19 protein-coding genes and 1 rRNA gene are annotated in these 24294 nt (G+C 67.6%); 8 read left to right on the forward strand and 12 right to left on the reverse strand.

Annotated features, from left to right (window positions below; all coding sequences use genetic code 11):
• The 4 genes from rrf to AC1DBX_RS07480 form a co-directional block, all read left to right on the forward strand.
• Positions 1–93 (forward strand): 5S ribosomal RNA (gene rrf, locus AC1DBX_RS07465); the annotation flags it as partial.
• A gap of 465 nt (positions 94–558) precedes the next feature.
• Entirely contained in the window at positions 559–1950 is a 1392-nt protein-coding gene (locus AC1DBX_RS07470; protein ID WP_476931447.1) for a CBM96 family carbohydrate-binding protein, read from the forward strand.
• Positions 1951–2086: 136 nt separating this feature from the next.
• A complete protein-coding gene (locus tag AC1DBX_RS07475) occupies positions 2087–2947 on the forward strand; it encodes an SDR family NAD(P)-dependent oxidoreductase (protein WP_476931448.1) in 861 nt (286 codons plus the stop codon).
• A 94-nt stretch (positions 2948–3041) separates the two neighbouring features.
• Positions 3042–3332, forward strand: a complete 291-nt coding sequence (locus AC1DBX_RS07480; protein ID WP_223915864.1) for an excalibur calcium-binding domain-containing protein — start codon at positions 3042–3044, stop codon at positions 3330–3332.
• A gap of 301 nt (positions 3333–3633) precedes the next feature.
• Here AC1DBX_RS07480 and AC1DBX_RS07485 read toward each other — a convergent pair whose 3' ends face one another.
• From AC1DBX_RS07485 to AC1DBX_RS07510, 6 genes are all read right to left on the reverse strand, one after another.
• Complete coding sequence (locus AC1DBX_RS07485) at positions 3634–5451, reverse strand: putative bifunctional diguanylate cyclase/phosphodiesterase (RefSeq protein ID WP_476931449.1); 1818 nt, start codon at positions 5449–5451, stop codon at positions 3634–3636.
• A 147-nt stretch (positions 5452–5598) separates the two neighbouring features.
• Positions 5599–7734 carry a putative bifunctional diguanylate cyclase/phosphodiesterase gene (locus tag AC1DBX_RS07490; protein ID WP_476931450.1) on the reverse strand — a complete coding sequence of 712 codons (2136 nt, stop codon included), beginning with the start codon at positions 7732–7734 and terminating at the stop codon, positions 5599–5601.
• Positions 7735–7837: 103 nt separating this feature from the next.
• Positions 7838–10111 (reverse strand): putative bifunctional diguanylate cyclase/phosphodiesterase, encoded by a 2274-nt coding sequence (locus AC1DBX_RS07495; protein WP_476931451.1) that lies wholly within the window; start codon positions 10109–10111, stop codon positions 7838–7840.
• 148 nt (positions 10112–10259) lie between these two features.
• Positions 10260–11432, reverse strand: coding sequence for a glycosyltransferase family 4 protein (locus AC1DBX_RS07500; protein WP_476931452.1), 1173 nt, complete (start codon positions 11430–11432; stop codon positions 10260–10262).
• 371 nt (positions 11433–11803) lie between these two features.
• On the reverse strand, positions 11804–12058 hold the full coding sequence (locus AC1DBX_RS07505) for a hypothetical protein (protein ID WP_476931453.1): 255 nt from the start codon (positions 12056–12058) through the stop codon (positions 11804–11806).
• 66 nt (positions 12059–12124) lie between these two features.
• Positions 12125–13561, reverse strand: a complete 1437-nt coding sequence (locus AC1DBX_RS07510) for a flotillin family protein (protein WP_476859199.1) — start codon at positions 13559–13561, stop codon at positions 12125–12127.
• Positions 13562–13916: 355 nt separating this feature from the next.
• On the opposite strand from AC1DBX_RS07510, the gene AC1DBX_RS07515 reads away from it, so the two are divergent.
• A complete protein-coding gene (locus AC1DBX_RS07515; protein WP_476931454.1) occupies positions 13917–15338 on the forward strand; it encodes a phenylacetate--CoA ligase family protein in 1422 nt (473 codons plus the stop codon).
• A gap of 23 nt (positions 15339–15361) precedes the next feature.
• Here the strand turns inward: AC1DBX_RS07515 and AC1DBX_RS07520 are convergent, their stop codons facing one another.
• Positions 15362–16309, reverse strand: coding sequence for an HNH endonuclease (locus tag AC1DBX_RS07520; protein WP_476931455.1), 948 nt, complete (start codon positions 16307–16309; stop codon positions 15362–15364).
• Positions 16306–17532 carry a serine hydrolase domain-containing protein gene (locus AC1DBX_RS07525; RefSeq protein WP_476849153.1) on the reverse strand — a complete coding sequence of 409 codons (1227 nt, stop codon included), beginning with the start codon at positions 17530–17532 and terminating at the stop codon, positions 16306–16308. Before AC1DBX_RS07525 ends, AC1DBX_RS07520 begins: the two co-directional genes overlap by 4 nt.
• 211 nt (positions 17533–17743) lie before the next feature.
• Between AC1DBX_RS07525 and AC1DBX_RS07530 the strand changes: the two genes are divergently transcribed.
• The 3 genes from AC1DBX_RS07530 (at position 17744) to AC1DBX_RS07540 (ending at position 20644) form a co-directional block, all read left to right on the forward strand.
• Complete coding sequence (locus AC1DBX_RS07530) at positions 17744–18283, forward strand: GNAT family N-acetyltransferase (protein ID WP_476931456.1); 540 nt, start codon at positions 17744–17746, stop codon at positions 18281–18283.
• A 54-nt stretch (positions 18284–18337) separates the two neighbouring features.
• A complete protein-coding gene (locus tag AC1DBX_RS07535) occupies positions 18338–18775 on the forward strand; it encodes a VOC family protein (protein WP_230012177.1) in 438 nt (145 codons plus the stop codon).
• A gap of 156 nt (positions 18776–18931) precedes the next feature.
• A complete protein-coding gene (locus AC1DBX_RS07540) occupies positions 18932–20644 on the forward strand; it encodes a SulP family inorganic anion transporter (RefSeq protein ID WP_476931457.1) in 1713 nt (570 codons plus the stop codon).
• Positions 20645–20685: 41 nt separating this feature from the next.
• On the opposite strand, the gene fdxA is transcribed toward AC1DBX_RS07540, so the two are convergent.
• Genes fdxA through AC1DBX_RS07560 form a run of 4 tightly spaced genes read right to left on the reverse strand, consistent with a single transcriptional unit; the run spans position 20686 to position 24274 of the window.
• Positions 20686–21015, reverse strand: a complete 330-nt coding sequence (gene fdxA / locus AC1DBX_RS07545; RefSeq protein ID WP_476872663.1) for a ferredoxin — start codon at positions 21013–21015, stop codon at positions 20686–20688.
• A 6-nt stretch (positions 21016–21021) separates the two neighbouring features.
• Positions 21022–22497, reverse strand: a complete 1476-nt coding sequence (locus tag AC1DBX_RS07550; protein WP_476931458.1) for an aldehyde dehydrogenase family protein — start codon at positions 22495–22497, stop codon at positions 21022–21024.
• Positions 22498–22553: 56 nt separating this feature from the next.
• Entirely contained in the window at positions 22554–23342 is a 789-nt protein-coding gene (locus AC1DBX_RS07555; RefSeq protein ID WP_223915886.1) for an SDR family oxidoreductase, read from the reverse strand.
• Complete coding sequence (locus AC1DBX_RS07560; RefSeq protein ID WP_476931459.1) at positions 23342–24274, reverse strand: dihydrodipicolinate synthase family protein; 933 nt, start codon at positions 24272–24274, stop codon at positions 23342–23344. The genes AC1DBX_RS07555 and AC1DBX_RS07560 overlap by 1 nt, the downstream gene beginning before the upstream one ends.
• Positions 24275–24294 lie beyond the last annotated feature (20 nt).

Here is a 24294-nt window from a genome sequence, read left to right on the forward strand (position 1 = left end):
ACGCCCGGTCCCATCCCGAACCCGGAAGCTAAGACCCACAGCGCCGATGGTACTGCACCCGGGAGGGTGTGGGAGAGTAGGTCACCGCCGGAACACCATTAACGGTCGAGGACCCCCACCACCAGGTGGGGGTCCTCCCGCATTTAACCGCCCAAAACACCCAACTGACTGGCAGCAGGGGCCGTTTCTGAGGCTCAGAACGGCCCCTGCTGCGAGTCAGTTGGGAAGAGGCCCCTGATGAAACAGGCGGGCAGTTCTGGCCATGCGTAAGGACCATGGGAAAACCTTGGGCATTTCCTTAATCGATGGAGACCTTGGGAATACCTTTAAACGGCCAGCTATTTTGGTCATGCGCATTGAGGGGCAGGATTTGACCGGCTAGGGTTTGGATTCCTACGGACCACTAAGGCGCAGGGTGCGTCGACCGGACCTTATAGGAGTCCCGCGATGCGCGTAGATCCTAAATTCGCCTCGGGCAAGAAGGCAACTAAGAGGCATCGGTTTGCCCGGTCCTTTGTGGGGCGCCGAGGGATTTCCCTGGCGTCAGTTGTCTTCCTGATGGCTGCCACAATTTCACTTATTGCCGGCCCCGCAGAAGCCGCCACTTTGACCTTTTCCACCACGGCTGATGCCGTCGTGAAGCGCGACAGTCCCACTATCAATTTCCGCACGGCGACAGGCCTCAAGGCTGATAATTCGCCGGTCGAAATGATCTTCCTCAAGCTCACGGTCACCGGCACCGCCGGCAGTACCGTGACTGGTGCCAAGCTCCGGCTGTTCGCTACGGATCCATCCAACTCGGGCGGCCAAGTCCGACGGGTCCTCAACAACTCCTGGAGTGAGAACACGATCACGTTCAACAACGCGCCCGTTGCGGAAACGCCGATTGTGGCTTCGCGCGGCGCTGTTGCCGATAACACCTATGTGGAGTTCGATCTCTTCGGCGCGATTAAGGGTGACGGGACGTATTCGTTCCGCATCAGCAACACATCCTCTGACGGCGTCATTTACAGTTCCAAGGAAACTTCCGTCACCACGCAACGGCCTCGATTGACTGTCACCACGAACGCGACGCCGCTGCCCCCTCCTCCGCCGCCACCTCCGCCGCCTCCGCCCCCCGGCGACAACCCGTGTGGCACGGCGACCGCCCCTCCGGCGAAATACGACCACGTCATGTGGGTGCTTTTTGAGAACAAGACCTATTCCCAGGTCATCGGGAACGCCAGCGCGCCGTACATGAGTACGAAGGCGACCCAGTGCGCCTCGGTTTCCGCCTGGGCTGACGCCGGCCTGGGTTTGCCCTCGTTGCCGAGCTATCTGGCCATGACCTCCGGCAGCACGCAGGGGGTCACGTCCGATTCGAGCCCGAGCGGCCTGCCGCCTATTACGGCCGACAACATCTTCCGGCAGGTGCGCACGTCCGGGCAGTCCTATAAGAGCTATATGGAGGACATGCCATCGAATTGCCGGCTGAGCGCGTCCGGGCTGTATGCCGAGCGGCACAACCCCGAAATCTACTACCAAGGGACGGGGGACAGGGCGGCATGCGCGGTCAACAATGTGCCCCTGGGCACGGTGAGCGCCGGGCAGCTGGCGGGCGACCTCGCCAACAACACTCTGCCGAATTTCTCCGTGGTGGTGCCGAATGTTTGCAATGACATGCATGACTGCAGCGTCGCGACGGGCGACACCTGGCTCTCGCAATGGCTGCCGGTCATCTTGAACAGCCAAAGCTACCTGGCGGGACGCACGGCGATATTCGTGCTTTTTGACGAAGATACTCCGGTACCCAATTTCGTGGTGGCACCATCCGTGGTCCCGGGCACCGTTATCCAGGGCAACTACAGCCACTACTCCCTGCTCCGGACCACCGAAGAAATGCTGGCCATCGGCCTGAAGTTGCAGAACGCCGGCACGGCCCTGAGTTTCCGGTCGCCGCTGCGCATCTAGGCGCTGCGGGGGATTCCCAGCAGAGTCTCGGAAAGCTCCCGGCTCCGGCGGAACGAACTCTCAGTTGCACTCGTTAGAATTCGACGGGGCTGGATTCCAAAAGACCAGTTCATCGCTTCGTTCTAAGGACACCTCAATGCCCGAGCGCACTATCGTCATCACCGGAGCCAGCGACGGCATCGGCGCGTCCGCCGCGCGGACCTTCGCCCGGCAGGGGGAACGTGTGGTCGTCGTCGGGCGTTCTGCGCAAAAGACCGAGGCGATCGCGAACGAAATCGGCGCGGAATTCTTTGTCAGCGACTTCGCCGACCTTGCCCAGGTGCGGACCCTGGCCACGCAGCTGAAGGAAAAGTACCCGCGGATCGACGTCCTGGCCAACAACGCCGGCGGCATCATGGGTCCCCGTGAGCTCACCGTGGACGGCCACGAGAGAACCTTCCAGGTTAACCACCTGGCCCCGTTCCTGCTCACCACCGAGCTGATCGAGGTGCTGACCGCCAGCCAGGCCACCGTCATCAACACCTCGAGCGTCGCGAATTCGCTCTTCGCCAAGTTCGACATCGACGACCTCGACGCGGCCAAGAGCTACTCCACCAACCGCGCCTACGGCAACGCCAAACTCGCCAACATCCTCTTCACCGCCGAACTCCACAACCGCTACAACACCGAGGGGATCTCGACGGCGGCGTTCCACCCCGGCGGCGTGGCCACCAACTTCGCGGCCGACTCCACGAGCCCCATGCGCCTGGCCTACAAGTCCTTCCTCAAGCGCTTCATGCTGACCCCTGACCAGGGCGCGGACACCCTTGTGTGGCTCGCCAACGCCACCCCGGGCCACGACTGGATCTCCGGCGCTTACTACGCCAAGCGGACGCTCTCCAAGGCCAACAGGCAGGCCTACGACGCGGGCCTAGCCAAGGCCCTGTGGCAGCGCAGCGAGGCGATGGTGGCCCAGGACCTCGACAAGCTGGACCAGGGCTCGGATCACGGCGCCTGAGCCTGACCGGAAACGCCGAATTCGTGGGTTAGCATTTTCCTGCCCCTCGCCGATCCGCGGCCGAGGGCTTCTACCTGGGGGAGTGCTCTTAAACGTGCGCCTGAAGAAATTGCTTATTGCGTCCCTGGCGGCATCCGCCGTCGTCCTGAGCGCTACGGCCGTGCCGGCATCCGCCGCGCCCGCGCCGAAGTCGTACAAGAACTGCACGGAGCTGAACAAGGTCTACCCGCACGGCGTCGGCAAGAAGGGCGCCCGCGACAAGACCAGCGGAAAGCCGGTCACCACGTTCCGCGTCGACAACACCCTGTACAGCCTCAACGACGGCGGTTTCCGCCAGTACGATCTCGACCGCGACAACGACGGCATCGCCTGCGAAAAGCGCTGATATGACCAGTCGGGATCCTCGCCAACGGCGGGGATCCCGACTGCTTTAAGCGGCTACGGCCCCGGGACTCTAACTTCTGGGGCCAGCCCGGACCATCCAACGAATTGCCAAGAACGGCCACTAAGCCATGATGCTTAGCGGCCGTTTGCGTCCAATGGCAGAGTGTGGCGGCGTCAACGCGACCCGATCCGGCTACGCCCGGCAGCAAGCGCGGGCCAAGCGGGGGCGGAGCAGGGGACACAACCACGGTCCAAGCGGGGCGCAGAGCACAACCAGGGCACAGGCACCGCGGTAAGCCCGCCTACTGCGCGGCGTCGACCTTGTCCAAGGCGTTCAGGGCACTCTCCATGGTCCCGGCCAGGTGGCTGGCGGGGGCCGGCTTGGCGAACAGGTAGCCCTGCAGGGAGTCGCAGCCGCGGTCCATCAGGTATTTGGCCTGCGCGGGCGTCTCGATGCCTTCCGCCGTGACTTTCAGGCCGAGGGCATGCGCTGCGCTGATCATGGTGGCGAAGAACGGGAGTTGTTCCTGGCCGGTCTTGATCATGGCCACGAAGGAGCGGTCGATCTTGACCTTGTCCAGGGGCAGTTCCTGGAGCCGGCCGAGCGTGGAATACCCGGTGCCGAAGTCGTCCATGGCAATCCGGACGCCGGCGCCGCGCAGCTGCCGCAGCTGGCCCAGCACGTCCGAGGAGGCGTCGAAGAACACGCTCTCTGTCAGCTCAAGGGTGAGCTGTCGCGGGTCTACGCCCGTGGACGCGGCAATCGCCAGCACGTCCGCGGCGAAGTCCCGGTGCTGGAACTGCAGGCCCGAGACGTTCACGGCGACGCTGTAGGCAGGATCGCCGGCCAGCCAGGGCCGGATCTCGGCGCAGGCGCGGCGCAGGACCTCGTCGCCGATCTCGCGGATCAGGCCGCTCTGCTCCGCGACGGGCAGGAACTGGTTCGGCGGCACCAGCCGCCCGTGCCGTTCCCACCGCGCGAACGCCTCGAACTGCACCACCGAACCGATGCCGGGCGAGACCACGGGCTGGTAGTGCACCGAGATCTGGCCCAGTTCGACGGCGCGCCGCAGCCCGGAATCGCCGTCGGCCTTGTGGGCCGCGGTGTTCAGCATCTCCGGCCGGAACCGCATCCAGTTGTTCTTCCCGGCAGCCTTCGCGGCGGTCATGGCGGCGTCGGCCTGCCGCAGCAGTTCCGCGCCGTCCAGCGTCTGCCCCGACTTCGACGCCAGGCCCATGCTGACGCCGGGCCGGACCATGGAGCCGCCCACGCGCAGGGGGGCGTAGAGGGACTCGGCGATCCGTTTGGCCACCGCGTCCGCGTTGAGGCATTCGGTGAGCAGCACCGCGAACTCGTCGCCGCCGAGCCGGGCCACCGTGTCATGCGGGCGGACGCAGTTGCGCAGCCTGGATGCCACCTCCACCAGCAGTTCATCGGCCGCGGAGCGTCCCAGCACGTCATTGAGGTGCTTGAAGTCATCGAGGTTCAGCAGCAGGATGTCGACCGGATCCGGGCGGCGCAGGGCCGCGGCGAGCCGCTCGTTGAAGAGCGGGCCGTTGGGCAGCGCCGTCAAGGGGTCGCGGAGCGAGCCCGCCTTGAGTTCGTCGTCGTGCTCGGCAAACGCCGCAGGAGCGGCAGCCGCTGGACCTCCGGAAAGTGAAGCTCCCGCTGCACCGGAAGTACGACGGCGGGCAAAGTCGCCGCTGAGGGTGCGCCCGGCGCTGCCGGCGCCCGGGTTCCGCCCCGCGGCGCCGCGGATGGAGAGGGCAATGGACGTTCCGGCGTCGGCTGCTCCGGCCGCGGCGGGGACCAGCGAGCACGTGATTTCGACGGGGAGTTCCGTGCCGTCGGCGCGGCGGCCCGAGCCGGCGAACGGCGAGCCTGGGGGCGGGGAGCCGGGGCTTGCGGACTTGGCCAGCCCGGCCAGGACGCCGTGAAATTTCTCCCGCGAGGCCTCGGCCAGGAGCATGCTGTGGTCCGCGCCGAGCAGTTGCGCCCGCGGGTAGCCGAAGAGCCGTTCCGCGGCCGCATTGAGGAAGGAAATGGCTCCGTCCTCGGCGACCAGCAAAAGTGCGTCCGGGCTGTACTCCAGCAGTTGTTGTGCGAAACCAGCTTCCACGATGTCTAACAGCCCCCCGGCGATGAATACGGATAGCGGGCACCTTGCGGAAAGCAGGGCGCACTGCGCTGACTGAATCATATGCGGTGCGGGCTTCCCGGACGTGCTGGCCATCATGCCGCAATCAAATGTGTCGAACGGCCCCGGCTACCCGGGCAGCGGCACGCCCTCGAGCTCGGCGATGGCCGCCGCGGAGTTCCGGACCGCGCGGTGCCTGGCCGCCCCGGGTTCCGGGCGGGAGAAGAGGAAGCCCTGCAGGGCATCGCAGCCGTGGTCCATGAGATAGCGTGCCTGGGCCGGTGTCTCGATGCCCTCGGCCGTGACCTTCAGCCCCAGGCTCCGGGCCATGTGGATCATGGAGGTGAGGATGGGCAGCTTTTCGACGCCGGTCTGCAGCATCGACACGAAGGACTTGTCGATCTTCACCACATCCACCGGCAGGTCCTGCAGGCGGCCCAGCGAGGAATAGCCGGTCCCGAAGTCGTCCAGGGCCACCCGGATGCCGGCCTCACGAAGGGTCTCGAGCTGGCCGATCACGTGGGAATGGGCGTCGAAGAACACGCTCTCGGTCACCTCCAGGACCAGCTGGCGCGGGTCCACGCCGCTCCACGCCGCAATGTCCAGGACGCGCTCGGCGAAGTCCCGGTGCTGCAGCTGCACGCCGGAGACGTTGACGGCCACGCTCCGGAACGGGTCCTCCCCGAGCCACGGGGCGAGCTCGGTGCAGCTGCGCCTGAGCACCTCGGCCCCGATTTCCCGGATCAGGCCGCTGCGTTCGGCGGTCTCGATGAACTCGTCCGGCGGAATCAGCTCGCCGTCCCACTCCCAGCGGGCCAGGGCCTCGAACTGCACCACCTCGAGCCTGTCACTGGAGATGACGGGCTGGTAGTGCACGGTGATCTGCCCCAGTTCCACCGCCCGCCGCAGCCCGGCCGTGAGCTGGGTGCGCTCCAGCAGCGCGGCCAGCATCTCGGGCCGGAAGTGCACATAGCAGTTCTTCCCGGCCTCCTTGGCCGCGTACATGGCCAGGTCCGCCTGCCGGAGCAGTTCCGACGACGTCTCGGTGCCGGCGTCGCGCGATGCCACGCCCAGACTGAGGCCGGGCCGCATGAGCGTTCCCTCGATGGAGACGGGGGCGTTCAGGGTGCTGACCACGCGCTGGGCCACGGTGTCGGCGTCCCGGCAGCCGACCAGCAGGACCACGAACTCGTCCCCGCCCAGCCGGGCGACGGTGCCGTGCGGACCCACACAGTTCTGGAGCCGGCGGGAAATCTCGACCAGCATCTCGTCGCCGGCATGATGGCCCAGGACGTCGTTGACTTCCTTGAAGTCGTCCAGGTCCAGGAGCAACACGTGCACCGGTTCCGGGGTCAGCAGTGCCGCGGCGGCCCGTTCGTTGAAGAGCATCCGGTTGGCCAGCCCGGTAAGCGGGTCCTGAAACGCGAGTTCCTTGAGCTTGCCCGCCTGCTCGGCCAGTTCGTCCATGGCGCGGCGGGCCTGGTCCTGGGCGCGCCGGCGTGAGGTGATGTCCCGGAAGTTCCAGATCCGTCCCACGATCGCGTCCGCCACCTTCTGCGGGCGCGAGTACAGCTCCACGGTGCGGCCGTCGGCGAACTCGAGGATGTCATGGCTCTGCATCAGGTTGTCCGCGGAGAGCGCTGCAACCTTTTGCAGGAAGGAGTCGGAATCCACCAGCTGGTCCGCGATGAACCGCACCAGCGCATCGGGGTCCTCGGCCGCGATCAGTTCCGGCGGCATGCCCCACAGCAACAGAAACTGGTCGTTGATCCCGGTGATTTGGCCTTCGCTGGAGAGCACGACGATACCGTCCGACGTCGATTCCAGCGTGGCGTCCACGAGGGAGAGGGCCAGCCGGCGGCCGGAATCGGGGTCGTTGCGGTGCTCGGCGTCGCGGACGGCTACCGCCATGGCCGTGCCGCCGTCGACGCTCACCAGCGAGCACGTGATCTCCAGCGCGAGGTCCGAACCGTCGCGGTGCAGTCCGGCGGCCGCGAACGGGCGGCTTCCGGCCGGGCTTTTGCGTCCCAGCCGGCCGAAGACCCGCAGGAAGCCGCTGTGGGCTTCCTCCGAGAGCAGGATGGTGTGCTGAACGCCGAGGAGTTCCTCGCGGGGGTAGCCGAACAGCCGTTCCGCGGCCGAATTCATGAAGGCGATGGTCCCGTCCGCGGTCAGCAGCAGGAACGCATCAGGACCCTGCTCCAGCAGGTCTTCACCAAATCCAGTTCCCACGACGATACCGGCCCCCAAGCGACGGAAGTTCATAGAGCGATGATGTTCCCGGCCGAGGGCCCAGAGCAATGCGTTTCACTGAATCATAGGGTCCTTCGGCCCCGTGTCCAGCACATCGGCCACGGAACTTTGCGGGTCACCGGTTGCCGGGCACCCGATCGCCCCGCAGCGCGGCGATGGCCAGGGCCGCCCGGTCCAGCGCGGGCTGGAGCGTGGCCTCCGGCTGGGGGCCTGAAAACAGGAAACCCTGCAGCGAATCGCAGTGCAGACCCATCAGGTAGCGGGCCTGGGCGGCCGTTTCCACGCCCTCCGCGGTGACGGTCAGCCCCAGTCCGTGGGCCATCCCGATCATGGCGTTCAGGATGGGCAACTGCTCGGTGCCGGTGTTGATCATGGACACAAACGACTGGTCGATCTTCAGCGTGTCCACGGGCAGGCCCTGCAGGCGTCCCAGGGAGGAGAAACCGGTGCCGAAGTCGTCCAGCGCCACTTGGGCGCCGGCCGCACGCAGGGTCATGAGCTGCTGGATGACGTGGCAGTCGTCTCCGAAGAAGACGCTCTCCGTGACCTCCAGAATCAGCTGGCGCGGGTCCACGCCACAGGATTCCGTCACGGCCATGAGCAGTTCGGCGAAGTCCCCGTGCTGCAGCTGGACACCGGAGACGTTCACGGCCAGGGACCGGGTGGAGTCCTCGTCCAGCCAGGGCTTGAGCTCCGTGCAGCCGCGAAGCAGCACCTCGGTGCCGATCTCGACAATGAGGCCACTGCGTTCCGCCGCCGGAATGAAATGCTTGGGCGGGACGAGCGCGCCATCGCGCACCCAGCGGGCCAGGGCCTCGACCTTAGTCACGGTCCCGCTGCCGGCGGAGACGATCGGCTGGTAGTGGACGGCGATCTGTCCGCTGTCCACGGCGCGCCGCAGGCCGGCCTCGAGGTCGTTGCGGTCCACGAGGGCCTTCATCATCTCCGGCTTGAAGCGCATGTACCGGTTCTTCCCGGCAGTCTTCGCCGCGTACATCGCGACGTCGGCACGGCGCAGGAGCTCGGAGGCGTCCACAGCGGACTCGCCGATCGAGGCGAGCCCCAGGCTGAGGCTGGGCCGCAGCATGGTGCCGTCGATCCACACCGGGACGCGCAGCGAGTCGACGATCCGGGCGGCGACCGCCTCGGGCTCCAGCGAGTCGAGCAGGAGCACCACGAACTCGTCGCCGCCCAGCCGGGCCACGATGTCGCTCGGGCGCACGCACGCGCGCAGGCGCCGGCCGACCTCAATGAGCATCTGATCCCCGGCGTGGTGGCCCAGGATGTCGTTGACTTCCTTGAAGTCGTCCAGGTCAAGGAGCAGGACGTCGACGGCGCCGCCGTGCTGGTCCGCCAGCGCGCTTGCGAGGCGGTCGTTGAACAGTTGGCGGTTGGACAGTCCGGTCAATCCGTCCCGGAACGCCAGCGCCGTCAGCTGCGCGGACTGTGCGGCGAGGTCGGCCATGGCCCGGGTGATCCGGTCCTGGGCCACCTTGGCCGCGGTCACATCCCGGAAGCTCCACACGCGTCCGACCACCTGGTCCGCGACTTTCTGCGGGCGGGAATAGCGTTCAAAAGTCCGGCCGTCGCGGAATTCCAGGATGTCGTGGCTTTCCGCCGCGGGGTCGGCGTAGAGGGCCTCGACCTTCTCGACGAACTGGGCCGGATCCTGCAACTGGTCCAGGACGAAGGCCATGACCGCCTCGTCCTCCCCGGTGGCCAGCATCTCCCGAGGGATGCCCCACATGGTGACGAACTGATTGTTGACACCGGCGATCTCGCCGTCGCTGCTGACCACCAGGATGCCGTCGGCGGTGGATTCGAGCGTCGCGCTCAGCAGCGACATGGCCTCGCGGAGGCTGTCATCGTTCTCCGGCCGGTGCGAGGTGTCCCGGACCGCGGCGATCATGCTCGCGGTCCCTTTACCCGTCCCGTCCCGGGCGCCTGTACCGGTGAAGAAAATAGATCCGGCCACCTCGGCCTGGAACTCCGTACCGTCCCGCCGCACCCCGTAAGCCTCCACGGGGGCAGTGTCAGTGTCAGTTTCGGCGGCAGCGGCGTCGCCGTCGGGGTGGGCGCCGCGGCGGAGGTTGAAGAACAGCCGCTCGAGGCCGTTCCGGAACCCCTCGGCCAGGAGCATGCGGTGGTCCGAGCCCACGAGTTCCTCGCGAACGTACCCGAACATGCGCTCCGCGGCGGTGTTGACCATCCTGATGGTCCCGTCCTCGGCCACCACCAGCAGGGCGTCGGGGCTGGATTCCACCAGGTCCCCGTAGCCCGGGACCGCGGCGGATACTTCCTGGGGGACTGTCGTTGGGACTGTGCCGGGGGCTTCCTCCGGGTACGACGACGCCGTCACCCGGCTACCGCCGTGCGAACCTGAGACCACCAACGAGACATTTAGAACCCTCCCATCGGGAAATCATAGGCGCCGGAAGCCTCCCTTGGGTGTCAAGAGGGTGTCAACACGTGGGCGGGGCCGAATCCGTGCCCGCGGCGGAGGACTTACCGCCCAGTTGCGCTATCACCTAGGGTGCTTAAAACCCCGGTTTGGCAGCCCTAAGTGACAGGGCAACGTGGGGGGAGCGGCCCACTTGGGAATCGCCGATCACGGCCTTGTAGTGGCCAACGAGTTCGGCGCCGAGCACGGACCACGTCCGGCCCTGGACCGAGGCGTGCGCGGCCGCGGCGAACGCTCGGCGCTTGGCGTCGTCGCCCATCAGGTCCATCACCCGGGCACGGAACCCGGCGAGGTCGCCGGGCTCGTACAGCCAGCCGGTCCGCGAGTTCTCCACGAGGTCCAGCGGGCCGCCGCGGCCAGTGGCCACCACCGGCACCCCGGACGCCATGGCCTCCTGGATGGTCTGGCAAAATGTCTCGAACTCGCCGGGATGGACGAAGAGATCGAAGGAGGCCACGGCCCGGGCGAGGTGGTCGCCGCCGAGGAAACCGGTGAAGACCGCCTGCGGCAAGGCAGCTTCCAGGGCGGCCCGCTGGGGCCCGTCGCCGATGATCACCAGCCGGATCCCGGGAACATCCGCCAGCACCGCCAGATCCTCCACCTGCTTCTCGGCCGCCAGTCGGCCCACGTAGCCGATGAGGCGCTCGCCGCCGGGCGCCACGGCAGCCCGCCAGCCGGCGTCGCGCTTCCCGGGGTTGAACCGCTGCGTGTCCACGCCGCGCCGCCACATGTCCACGCGCGGAATGCCGCGGCCGCGGAGCTGGTTGAGCGCGAACGTGGAAGGGACCAGGGTGCGCGAGGCCAGCAGATGGATCTGGTCCACCCGGTTCCAGGCCCAGTTCTCCAGGAAGGGGACGCCGTAGCGGCCCGCATAGCCGGGGACCTCGGTCTGGTAGATGGCGACCGTGGGGATGCCGAGCTGGTGGGCGGCCTGCGCTGCCCGCCAGCCGAGCACGAACGGGGACGCGAGGTGAACGACGTCGGGCGCGTAGTCGGCAAGGATTCGCTTGACCCGATACACACCGCCCATCGCCACCCGCAGATTCGCGTAGCCGGCCAGCGGGACCGAGGGGAGCCGGAGGACGTGGGCGCCATAGACCTCGTCCGGTACATCCGTGTCCTGCGTGGACGGTGCGATTACCAGCACCTCGTCCCCGCGCTCGTGCAGATGCTCCAGCACGCGCAGGATGGAGTGGGTGACCCCGTTCATGAGCGGCAGGAATGATTCGGCGACGATTGCGATCCTCACCCCTCCACGGTGCGGGCGGCGGTTTGCGGCGCGGGGGAGCAGGCGTGACCGGGAGGGGAAGAGTGGGTTAACAGGTGGGCGAACTCAAGAGGGACCCGCCACAGGGCGCGCGGAACGGCGGGCGGTTGCCGGGAACTAGTCGGGCGCCCTCGCGTGGGCGCAGTTCAGCGCGGCCATGCGTCCACGGCGCAAACCCTACGAAGCAGCGGTGCCGGATGGCATGACGAAAGTCGAGCTACAGCGGGTCGGGCCAGTTGCCGACCGGGAAGCGGGCACGGATGCCGGAAACCGGACCGCAACGCGCACGCTTGTTGCCTTCCATCAGAAATACCTCCAGAGGCTACGGAACTTCAGAATACGCCCGTCGCCTCCTACCGTCCAGAGGGCGCATCGCCCTTGAGGACATCCGGAAGTTCGTCCACAAACACCGTCTGCGGCGGTTCAAAATAGATGACCAGGACCTGCTCGCCCACGGCGAAAACGCTGGTCTTGTCGAACGGGTGGGCGTGGAACGCACTGGTTCCGCCGCGGACCGGCAGCATGACCTCGCCGATGGTGCCCGGGCCGATCCGTCCGGTGACGCGGCCGATCTTTCCGGTCAGGCTCCGGTCAACATCCTTATGCATCAGAACCCCAGTACATCAGAATCCCAGTACATCAGGTCCTCCGGCTCTCCGCGCGCATTCCCGCCCCTACGCCTCAGGCGCCTTCGCCGGCCGTTTGCCGCCATCCCGGGTGTTTTTGAGGGCCGTGGAGAGCGCCGGGAGGTAGTCGCCCACCTGTGCCAAAATCCCGCCGATCATCCGGTTGACCCCTTCGCCGCCGTTGAGAACGGTCATCTGGCCGACGTGTGCGAACGGCTCGGCCGCCGCCGCCACGATCGCCGGCATGTTCTCGGCGAGCTGCTGGGAGATGACGGCGTCCTGGTTGGTGCCCAGTGCTTCGGCGCGGGCCTTGATGCCATCTGCCTCTGCCAGTGCCTTGGCTTTGATGGCGGAGGCGGCGGCATCGCCGCGGGCCTTCGTGGCGGCGGCCTCGGCCTCGCCGGTGACCTTGGTGGCCCCGGCCGCTGCTGCTGCCGCCGTCGCGTTCGCCTGGGCCTGCACCTCGGTCCGCCGGGCGTTGGCCTGGGCCTCCAGCTCGGTGCGCCGGGCCAGCGCCTCGGCAGCGCTGATGTCCGCGGATTTCTGGCCTTCCGCGTCGGTGCGCTTGGCGTAGGCCCTCGCGTCGGCGGGCTTGCGGACGGTGGTCTGCAGTTTTTGTTCCTCCCGGTCGGCCTCGAGCTTGGCCACCTCGGTTTCCTGGACCACCACCTGCTGGCGCGCCGTGGCGTCGGCCAGTGGCCCGGCCTGGGCCGCGTTCGCCTTGGCGCGCTCGGCATTGGCCTGCGCCTCGGACTGCCGGATGGCGGACAAGCTCCGGGCGTCGGCAATCAAGGCCTCGGCCTCCGCTTCCTTTTCCGCCGCCTCGCGGTTCCGGGTGGCCTCCGCGATGCGGGCCTCCATCTTGACCATGGCAATGTGCGGCTTGGCGATGTTCTGGATGTAGCCCGTGGGGTCCTGGAGGTCCTTGATCTGCAGCGAGTCGACGACGAGGCCCAGCTTCTCCATTTCGACGCCGCTGGCGCTGCGGACCTGGGAGGCCAGCTTGTCGCGCTCGCGGATGATTTCCTCGACCGTCATGCTGCCGATGATCGAGCGCAGGTGGCCTTCGAAGACGTTGTACACCTGGCTTTCCATCTTGGGCTGCTGGCCCAGGAACCGGCGCGCGGCGTTGGCAATGAACGGCGGGGCATCGCCGATCTTGTAGATGACCACGCCGTCGACAATCACCTGGATGCCCTGGGAGGTGACGCAGGAGACCTTGAGTTCGGTTTCGTTCAGCGTCAGGGACAGCGGCCGCACCGTCTGCAGGCCCGGCAGCACCAGGGCCCCCTTGCCCGTGACGATCTTGAAGTCCATCCCTTCACGGGTTTCCAGGGTGCCGCGCGTCAGGCCGGAGATAATGAGGGCCTCGTTCGGTTCCGCCACCTTCCACATCAGTTTTGTTGCCACCCAGATGACGCCGACGACGGCGACCGCCCCCAGGATGATCGAAATGAGCGGATACAAAAATGACAAGTCCGGCATAACCAGGTCCTTTCACGGCGGTGGAAAAGAAATTAAGCAAAGCCCCAAACGATGCTGCTGGTAGTCCCCGGCCGGCCTGGAGGCAGGAATTCCCACGCCGCCCAGCCAGCTGTTGTACACAGTCTGTGGTGCTTCCGGCCGGGAGTCCAGCAATTCGACGATGTCCGGGCATACGCCCAGGTCCCGCCGGTGCCTAAAGCCCCTGTTGGGAGCCTCCGCCGCCGTGCCAGCGTGGGAGAGGGTGCGGGCGTGGAGGGGCGGACGAGCGTGCCTGCAGGGACGAACGGGAAGGGCGGACGCCAGGGGTACCGGACCCGTGAAGGGGTGATGGGTGATGCGCGGCTCTCCTCTCGGGATGACACGGACGGCCGGGATCGCGTGGGACATCTGGCGGGCGGGGAGGGCAAGCCAGGATGAGGTCGACCGCCGGCAGCGCGACCGGCTCGCCGCGCTGGTCGAGTGCGCACGGTCCTCCTCGCCCTTCTTCCGCAGGCTGTACCGGGACGTCCCGGACATGGTCCCGGACTCAGCCACGGACCGGGCCAAGGATCTGGGCAGGTATTTAGGGGAGCTGCCTCCGGTGGGCAAGCGCGAGCTCATGGAGAACTTCGATGACTGGGTGACCGATCCCCACATCACGCTCGCCGGGCTGAAGCAAGACCTGCTCGATGACCCGTCGCGGATCGGCGGCCTCTACCGCGGACAGTACCTCGTGGTGACGACGTCGGGGTCCACCGGTGAACCCGCGGTCCTGGTCCATGACCGGACCTCGCAGCTGGTGGCCATTCTCCTGGGCCCGATCCGCGAACGGCGGACCCTGATGGCGGCCAAGGAGGCGCGGGCTTTCCTGCACCGGGGACTGCGGGCCGCGGCGCTGATCGCGGACGGGGACCACTTTGCCGGCGTCGTGCTGACCGAATCCGCGCGGCGGCGCAGCCCCCGAATCGCCCGCCGGGTGCGCGTATTCTCCGTGCTCCGGCCGCTCCCGGACCTCGTGGCGGACCTCAACGACTTCCAGCCGACAGTGCTTTACGGGTATCCGAGCGCCATGGTGCAACTGGCCGCCGAACAGAAAGCGGGACGGCTACGGATTCATCCGCTCCTGGCGGTCGCGTCCGGAGAGAGCCTGGCAGCCCACGCAGCGGCCGAGATCGAGGCGGCCCTCGGCTGCCGGGTCACTGAGCGATACCTTGCCTCGGAGGCGATCGCCCTGACCAGCCGCTGCCGGCAAGGGCTGCTGCACGTCAACGCGGACTGGAACATCGTGGAACCGGTGGACGACGCCTTCCGGCCCGTCCCGCCCGGCGAACTCTCCCACACGGTGCTGGTCACCAACCTGGCCAACCGGGTCCAGCCGCTCATCCGGTACAACCTTGGCGACCGGGTGCAGCTGGCTGCCAGCCCGTGCGCCTGCGGCAGCCCGTTTCCCACGCTGCGGGTCGAGGGCCGCAGCGGCGGCGTGCTGAGCTTCGCTGCCGCCGACAGGACAGGGTCGGACGGGAAAGTGGTCACCGTGCTGCCGTTGGCGCTGGGCACGGTGATCGAGGAGACCGCCGGCGTCCGCCGGTTCCAGGCGATCCGCACCGGGCCGCGCTCGCTCACCGTGCGGCTCGAGCTCTGGCCGGAAGCCGCGACGACGGCCGTGCGGACGGCGGTGGGGGAGCGCCTGGGTGCGTTCTTCTCCGCCCAGGGCGCCGCCGGCGTCGACGTCCGCTTTAGCGATGAGCCGCCCCGGCCGGACCGCAGCGGCAAGTTCCGCGAGGTGTGGTCCGCCTGAGCCGGCTGCTGCCGCCGCTGCTGTTAGTGCTGTTCCAGGATCCGCCGGGCGTCCTGCTGGGCCTGGAGCTGCTCCGGGGTCACGGACTGTCCGGTCAGGAACCCGGCGGCGGCCATGATCCGGCGCAGCTCCGCGACGCTGCGCGGGGTCCGTACCCCGTGGTGCGCCATGGCGTGGCAGTTGGCGCAGAGCGGGACGAGGTCTGTGATGGGGTCCAGTTCATACCCGCTGCCCAGCTGTGACACCGGGACCAGGTGGTGGACCGGGATGAAGTCTTTGCCGATCTCGCCGTAGGCGATTTCAAACGAGAATCCGCACGCGGCGCAGCTGGTCCCGTGCTGGGCGACGCAGACCCGTCGGGCGTCCGGACTGTGTTCGTACTTGTTTACTTCGACCCGGGTGACCGCCGCCGCCGGGACGGTGCCGGGCACGGGCTGCGTGGGGTCAGCCGGCACCGGGCCAAACTCACCCCAGAGTCCGCGGAGCAGGGGCTCGACGGCGGGGTCGAGGGCCAGCGCGGGGCCATGGAGGGCTTCCCAGTCGATGCCGGGCACGGCCTCGGCGAGGACCCCGGTCGGGATCTGGTCGCCGGCGGGCAGGAGGGCGTCGAAGTCCACCTGGATGTAGAGCGGGGACGGGGCCTGTGCGCCGGGCTGCGCGCCGGGCGGCGAGTCGGCCGGTACGCCGGTCTGGGCGGCGCTCGCGGAGTCCGGTGCCTGGACGCGGGGAGCCGGCCGTTCCGCGACGATGATGCCGTGGCCGATCAGGCCGCGTCCGTGCCGGCCCTGGAGCACCAGCCACGCGTCCGTGCCGGCGGCGCTTCCGGCCGCGTTGCCGGCTCCGCTGTCGAGAGAGGTCCCGACGTCCCAGCTGGCCAGGTGCCGGCCGGTTTCGGCGACCTCTTCCAGCACGGCCGGGTAGGTCCAATCGTTCCATTCGTCGGGGTCCCAGACGAGGATGATTGCTGTCATCTGCCCATTGTCGCAGTGCCCGGACTGCCTGCGGCATTGTTGAGCGGCCCGGTCGGCCCGGTCATGCACGTGGCGTTGAGGGTGTCCTCCGCGATGGACTCCATTTGGTGCAGAATGTGGGTGTCCCCGCGTGGGAGCGGTTCCGGCGGGTAGGCCACGGCCATGGTGAGCTGCCGGGTTCCGTCCGCGCTGGTCATGGTGATGGTGCCGTAGCCGGGCACGTCGCCGGGATGGCCGTAGTAGAAGTCGTTGGTGCACAGATCGTTCCAGCGGACCACGCCGAGTCCGTACCTGGCGTAGAGCGGGCTCTCCATTTGCGTGATCGTCGCCGGCTTGAGCAGCTTGTTCTGCAGCAGCGCGCGGTAGAACGTATTCACGTCCGCCACGGAGGACACCATGCCGCCCGCGGCGTTGTCGATCTGGGCGGCCGGATAGGTGACGTCCAGTTGTTTGCGGTCCAGCGCGATGTAGCCGTGGATCATGGACGACGGCGCCGGCCCGGCCGCCGTCATCAAGGTTTCACTCAAACCCAGCGGCTCGATGATGTCGGTGCTGATCACCTCGCCGATCCGCCGGCCGCTGAGGCGCTCGACGATCAGCGCCAGGGCAATGTAATTCGAGTTGGAGTATTCAAATCCCTGGGCCAGCTTCGCCTGCCAGGAGATCCGCCCCGCCATGGCCAGCAGATCCGCCAGGCTCACCTTGGTGGTCAGGGCTTCGCGCACTGTGGCCGGATCGAACAACGGCCCGTCCACCGACGGCATGCCGGAGCGGTGCTGCAGCAGCTGGCGGACCGTGACCGGTCCCGGCGGGTGCATCACCTTGTTGAACTCCGGCAGGTAGGTGCTGACCGGCGCGTCCAGTTCCAGCCGGCCCTCCTCGGCCAGTTTGAGCACGCAGACGGCCACCATGGACTTGGTGACCCCGCCGATGTGCACCGGGTCCGTTATCTCGGCCCGGGACGGGCTGTTCAGGTTTCGGACCCCGTAGGCCGCGGACCACTCGTCCCCGCCCACGCGGACCTGGATGAGGACGGCCGGGGCGCCCTCGTCGAGCAATCTCCTGCCGAACTGTTCGAGCACGGCCCGGTAGCCGGAATCGGGCGGCGCCGGCGCCGGCGGTTTCGGCCCGGGGACGCAGCCGCCGAGGGCGGCCGTAAGCACGACGGCGAGGATTGCGGCCGTGAACCGGCGGGATTTTTCGCGGATCCAGACCATCGGCATGAGGGTCCTTCTTGCAGGTCGGGAGTGCAGTCAGGGCAGGAAAACGCCCCCAGCCAGGCACAGTCCTAATGCTTGTGATGGTCCTCAGGCAGACATCAGTCGACCAGAGCCATAAGTCACGGGTATGGATTCGACGTTGCTTGCGACATTCCGAGATCGCGGGCAACCGGCGCAGCGGGCTCAAAGCCTTCGATCATCCATAATTATCGCTGTGGACCACGCGCGAGTACCTCGGATCGAGGTCGTCTTCGAAACGGATCGGCTGCTGCTGCGGCCATGGCGGGTGTCTGATGCCGCCGTCCTGCGCGAGCTGTGGACCGAGCGCGATCCTCGCGTCCCTCCGCATCGTCGCATCAGTCCCGATGGTCACCCCACGCTGAAAGATATCGAGGACCGGATCCGTCGTGATAGCCGACACCCCTTCCCTGGGTTGCTGGCCGCAGAGCAAAAGAGTTCGGGGCAGGTCATCGGCTACTGCGGGCTGATTCCCAACGAGCACGGACGGGTTGGAGAGCCAGAACTCGCGTTCGAGTTCCTCCGCGAAGTCTGGCGCCAGGGGTTTGCGACCGAGGCCTCGTGGACCGTCCTCCAGCGGGCGCAGGCGTCGGGCTACCGACGCCTGTGGGCTACAGTCCGTGACTGGAACACCGCGTCACGCCGTGTGCTGGCCAAACTCGGATTTGTCGAAACCGGGCAAGTAGAACCTGACGAAATCCACGGCGATTCTCTCTTCACTACGAAGACACTCTGACCATAATCCGGCCCGGCACTGGAGCTAGTCGGTCCGTCTTGGTAGCTTCAACGCATGGCCATCAAACTTGAAAACGTCGGTATTGCGGTTCGTGACCTCGAAGCAACAATCGCCTTTTTCACCGACCTCGGTCTCACCGTCGTCGGCCGTGATACCGTCAGCGGCGAGTGGACCGACACTGCCGTCGGACTTGATGGCAACCATGCCAAGATTGCGATGCTCCAGACCCCGGACGGTCATGGTCGACTTGAGCTCTTCGAGTACATCCACCCTAAAGCGATCGAGTCGAACCCAACCCGTCCCAACGACATCGGCATGCACCGCGTGGCCTTCTCGGTTGACGACATCGACGAGGCCCTTGAGGTAGCTGCGAAGCACGGATGCCGTCCGCTACGCGGTGTGGCGACCTACGGTGACGTCTACAAACTCACCTACCTCCGAGGTCCCAGCGGAATCCTCGTGATGCTCGCCGAGAAACTGAAAAAAGACTGACACCCGGATCGGCCCGATTAGCCTGTGAATCGCGGCCATGCGATCGAGCTGATTGGCGGCCCATCCGGGTCAGTTTTCACCAGAGTCAAACCGGCAGCCCACAGTTATCTGCGCAAGGCTGGGGTCGCCCGATGATGGATGGCGAGAAGGGGCGTGATGGGACATGATCAGAAGATGCGCCGATCCGGAAGGACTGCATTCTGGGCGGTCCCGCCGGCCCTGCGTGGCTACAGGATCGAGTGGCTGCGCCACGACTTGGTGGCGGGCGCCGCGCTCTTCGCGATCTTGGTCCCAGCTGGCATGGCGTACGCCCAGGCCGCCGGCCTTCCACCGGTGACCGGCCTGTACGCGACGGTAGTGCCCCTGCTTGTCTACGCGGCAGTCGGGCCATCGCGTGTGCTGGTGCTGGGCCCGGATTCCGCGCTCGCTCCGATGATCGTGGCAGCCTTGATTCCCTTGGCCGCGGATAACGTGCAGAAATCCGTGGCCCTGGCCGGTCTCCTCGCCATACTGATTGGCGGCATCTTGCTGCTCGGCTCAGTGCTGAGGTTGGGAATCGTCACTGGACTGCTGTCGAAGCCCATCCGGCTCGGCTATCTCAACGGCATCGCCTTGCTGGTGGCCGTGTCCCAGCTTCCCACCCTCCTGGGGATCTCCGTGGAAGGCGGTACACCCTGGGAAAAACTCATCGCCGCCGTGCCGAAGGTGCTTGCCGGCGAGACCAATTTGACGGCACTACTGCTCGGCTTGGTCTCGCTGGCGCTCATCTGGGTTCCCCGCCGGCTGAAATGGAAGGTTCCGGGCGTGCTCATTGCGGTGGTTGTGTCCTGCATCGCCGTGGCCGTGCTGGGACTCCAAGAGCGTTTGAAGGTCACAGGTGCCCTCCCGCAGGGGCTCCCTGCACCGGCCCTGGGCGGAATTGGCTGGGCCGACGTCCTGACACTGTTGCCCGCCGCCGCCGCGATCGCCCTCATCGTCTTCGTTGATACCGGTACCCTGGCACAATCCCTGGCGGCCGCAGAGGACGGCAGGGTATCCGGCAACCACGAAATGGCAGCCTTGGGCGCGGCGAACGCTGCCACCGGGCTGCTCGGTGGCTTCCCGGTGTCGGCCAGCACGTCCCGCACGCCGGTGGCAGTCGAGTCCGGGGCGAAATCCCAGCTCACGGGGGCCGTAGGCGCCGTCCTGGTGCTCGGCTTCATGCTTGTGGCGCCTGGCGTCACCGAGTTCCTGCCGGCCACAACCCTTGCAGCCATTGTCATCGCCGCAGCCGCCGCAATAGCCGACCCGGCCGGTGTGCGACGGCTCATCGGCATGAGCCGCAGTGAATCGTTGGTGATGCTCGCGGCGTTCCTGGGGGTGACCATACTGGGCGTCCTCCCGGGCATCGCCGTTGCCATCGGCTTGGCAATTCTGGACTTCCTACGGCAGGCCTGGGACCCCTACCGTGCTGAACTGGTGGACGTGCCCGGGGTACCGGGGTACCACGACGTGAGCCGTCATCCGGAAGGGGAACGCATCCCCGGCCTGTTGATCCTGCGCTTCGACGCACCGCTGTTCTTCGGCAACGGCGCCTTGTTGGGGTCCTTCGTGCGCAACGAACTGGACCAGGCAGGGGACGGCATAGAACGCGTGGTGCTGGCGGCAGAACCAGTGACGGGAATCGACACGACTGCACTGGACGAGTTGGTGCAGCTTGACGAATGGCTGGACCGGCACGGCGTGGACCTGGTGTTCGCCGAGCTCAAAGACCCGGTCAAAGACAGATTGTTGCAGTACGGCATGGGCGCCCGCTTCTCTCCCGAACATTTCTACCCAACAGTGAGCGAAGCAGTGAGGGCGTTCCAACGGGAGAAAAGGGAGGGGTAGGGAACGGTTGTCCCCGGTCATCAGCCAGTTCAGTCACGGGCTCAGCCGACGGCGCGTGCGCCTAGAGGCGCACGCGCCACCACCGGGTGGTCGCGGTGCAGGTTTCCGAGGGCTGAGGCGCCCTGCGGCGACCCCAGTTCCTCGAAGAACTCCACGTTGGCGCGCACGTAGTCGTCCCACTCGTCCGGGACATCGTCCGAGTAGTAGATCGCCTCGACCGGGCAGACGGGATCGCAGGCGCCGCAGTCCACGCATTCGGACGGGTGGATGTAGAGCGAGCGTTCACCCTCATAGATGCAGTCCACCGGGCATTCGTCGATGCAGGCCTTGTCCTTGACATCCACACAGGGCTGGGCGATCACGTACGTCATGGCTGGCTACACACCCGTGTAGACGGTCTTGCCCCACGTGAAGAAGTCCAGTGCGGACTTCCCCTGCTCGCGGAACGTGTTGGTGGAGGAGTCCTTGACGCCGCCGAACGGCACGTTCAGGTCCAGGCCCGCCGTCGGACGGTTGACCTTGATGACGCCGGCCTGGGCGCGGGCGGCGAAGTCCGTGGAGAACGCCAGGGAGTCGGTGCAGATCCCGGCGGTCAGGCCGTAGCGGGAGTCGTTGATCGCGGCGAGCCCGGCCTCGTAGTCCGGGACCTCGAGGACGGCCACGACGGGTCCGAAGATCTCTTCGGTCACGGCGGCGTCGTCGAAGGGCAGGTCCGTGAGGATGGCGGCCGGGAAGAGGAACCCGGCGTCCGTGCCGCCGTCGTACTCGCCGTGCAGCAGCGTGGCGCCGCGTTCGACGGCGGTGCGCACCGCGGCCTGGTTCTGTTCGAACTGCTGGCTGCTCACCACGGCGCCCATCCTTGCGGCCTCGAGGCCGTCGCCGGCCGTGTACTGCGCGGCTTCCTCGGTGAGGGCCGCCAGGAATTCCTCGCGGATGCCGGGCGTGACGTAGACGCGGGACGTGGCGGTGCAGGCCTGGCCGGTGAGGCCGAACGCGCCGGCCGCCACCACCTGGGCGGCCTTGCGGGGATCGGCGTCGTCCAGGACCAGCACGCCGTTCTTGCCGCCCATTTCCAGCTGGACCCGGGCGCGGCGGGCGTTGAGGATCTCCTGCAGCCCCAGCCCGACGTTGGTGGAGCCGGTGAAGGACAACCCGGCGATGCGGGGATCGCGGGCCAGGGCGTCGCCTACCACGCGGCCCTTGCCGTGGACCACGTTGAACACGCCGGCGGGCAGCCCGGCGTCCTGCAGGGCGCGGGCCAGGTGGGTGGCGGAGAGCGGGGTGAGCTCGGCCGGCTTGATGACCACGGCGTTGCCGCTGATCAATGCCGGCGCGGACTTCCAGGCCGGGATGGCGATGGGGAAGTTCCACGGCGTGATGAGCCCGACGACGCCGAGAGCCTCGCGGCGGGTGGTGATGGTGGTGTCAGGCAGGCCGCTGGGCAGCACCTCGCCGGTGGCGGCCCAGCCGAGGGAACCGAAGAAACGCAGCACGTCGGAGGCGCGCTTGACCTCGCCCTTGGCCTCGGCGAGGGTCTTGCCCTCTTCACGGACGAGGTCCTCGGCGATGGCGGTCTGGCGCTCCAGGAGCAGGTTGCCGGCGGCCATCAGGATGGCGCCGCGCGATGGGGCGGGCAGTGCTGCCCAGGCCGGCTGCGCGGCGGCGGCGGCGGTGATGGCGGCGTCGACGTCGGCTGCGGTGCCGCTGGGGGAGAGGGCGGCGAGTTCGCCCGGGCGGGCCGGGTTCATCCGCTCGGTGTCCGCCCCGCCGAGCCATTCGCCGTTAACCAGGTGCCGGGCGGTGAGGAGGTCCCGGGCTGTTGCGGTTGAGGTGTCTGTGTCGGTGGAAGTCATGGTGTTCCTTCGTGAGAGTCGGAGCAGGGTGTGTGCTGGGTGTTCAGCGCCTGTGGCTAGAGCCCGCGGATCAGGCCGCCGTCGCAGCGCAGTGCCACGCCGGTGATGTAGGAGGCCGGGGCGCTGCAGAGGAACGCCGCGGCGGCGCCGAATTCCTCGGGTTCGCCGTAGCGGCGGGCGGGGATGGTCTTGCGGGATTCGAGCTGGATTTCCTCGGGCGTGGTGCCGCGCCGTTTGGCGGCGGCCTGGTCGAGTTCCGCGACCCGGTCCGTGGCGATGCGTCCGGGAAGGAGCATGTTGACCGTGACGGCGTCGAGGGCGACCTCGGCGGCGAGGGTCTTGAGGTAGCCGGCCAGTGCCGCGCGGCCGGTGTTGGACACGGCCAGGTTCGGCAGTGGTGCCACGACGCCGCTCGACCCGACGGCCAGGATCCGGCCCCAGCGCCGTTCCCGCATGCCCGGCAGGATGTGCGAGACCAGGGCGTGGTGCGGTTTGACGAGTTGTTCGAACGCCGCGGCGATGTCGTCGGCGCCGAGTGTGGCGGCCGCGCCGGGCTTCGGCCCGGGACCGTTGAGGACCAGGATGTCGATGGGCCCGAGTTCCGCGACTGTCTGCTCGACGGCTGCGGCCACGCCTTCGGCGGTGCTGAGGTCCGCTTCGATGGCGACGGCGCCCGGTCCGTAGGCGTCCGTCAGTTCGGCCACGATCTCCTTGGCGCGGACTTCGCGCCGGCCGGTGATGGCCACCCGGACGCCTTCGGCGGCGAGGGCCCGGGCGATGGCGAGGCCCAGGCCGCCGGTCGAGGCGGCCACAAAGGCGGTCTTTCCGCTGATTCCGAAATCCATCAGTTCCTCCCCGCCGTGGTCAGCACGGCGGCCGGGTTCTGGCCGAGGGCCCCGGCGGCCTCGGCCAGGTGCGTGCGCAGCCCGGTCCGGAGAACCTCCGGGAACGGCGCGGCCGGTGCCCGGACGCCGGCGTCGGCGATGAGTCCGCGCTGGTGCAGGCATTCCTTGCGGATGGCCAGCGCGATTTTCGCCTGCTGCTCGAAGTTGATCAGCGGCAGGTAGGGCAGCAGGGCATCGCGGGCGGCCTCGTAGCCGTCTCTCTGCCAGGCCTGCACGCAGGCGATGAGCGCTTCCGGGTAGGAGAAACCGGTCATCGCCCCCGCGGCGCCGGCCATGAGCTCGTCCAGCAGCCCCTGGCCGCCGAGGCCGCCGAAGACCGAGACGTCGAGGGCTGCGGTGAGGTGCCCGATCGCCACGGACGTGGGCGGGGCCTCGGCCTTGACCGCGGTGACGAAGCCGCAGGCCTGCACCACCGAAATGAGCGCCTCGGTGCTGATGTGGACGCCGCTGGCCAGCGGGTAGTCCTGCAGCACCACGTTGGCGCCGGTGGACTGGTGGATAGCGTTCAGGTGCGCGATGACCACCCCGGGGGTGGCGGAGTTGGCCTGGACCATGACGGCCGACAGCCGGTCCCCGGTGGCGGCCTGGATGGAACGGATTTCATCGACGGCCGTGCCGGTGAAGAGGGACGTCACTCCCACCACGAGGGGCAGGCGCGTTTCCTCCATGACCACTTCCAGGACCAGGCTGCGCTCGGCCGCCGTCAGGGCCGCAGCCTCGCCGAACACGCCCAGGACCGTGAGCCCCGTGGCGCCGATCGACTCGTAGTAGCCCACGAGCCCGGCCAGGCTGTCCGTGTCGACATCCAGGGCGCTGCCCTGGAACGGTGTGGCGACGACGCCCCACACGCCGGGTGTCAGTGACTCCCGCATTGGTTTCTCCTTCTAAGCTC

It is taken from the genome of Arthrobacter sp. 10N44_2, assembly GCF_056394385.1.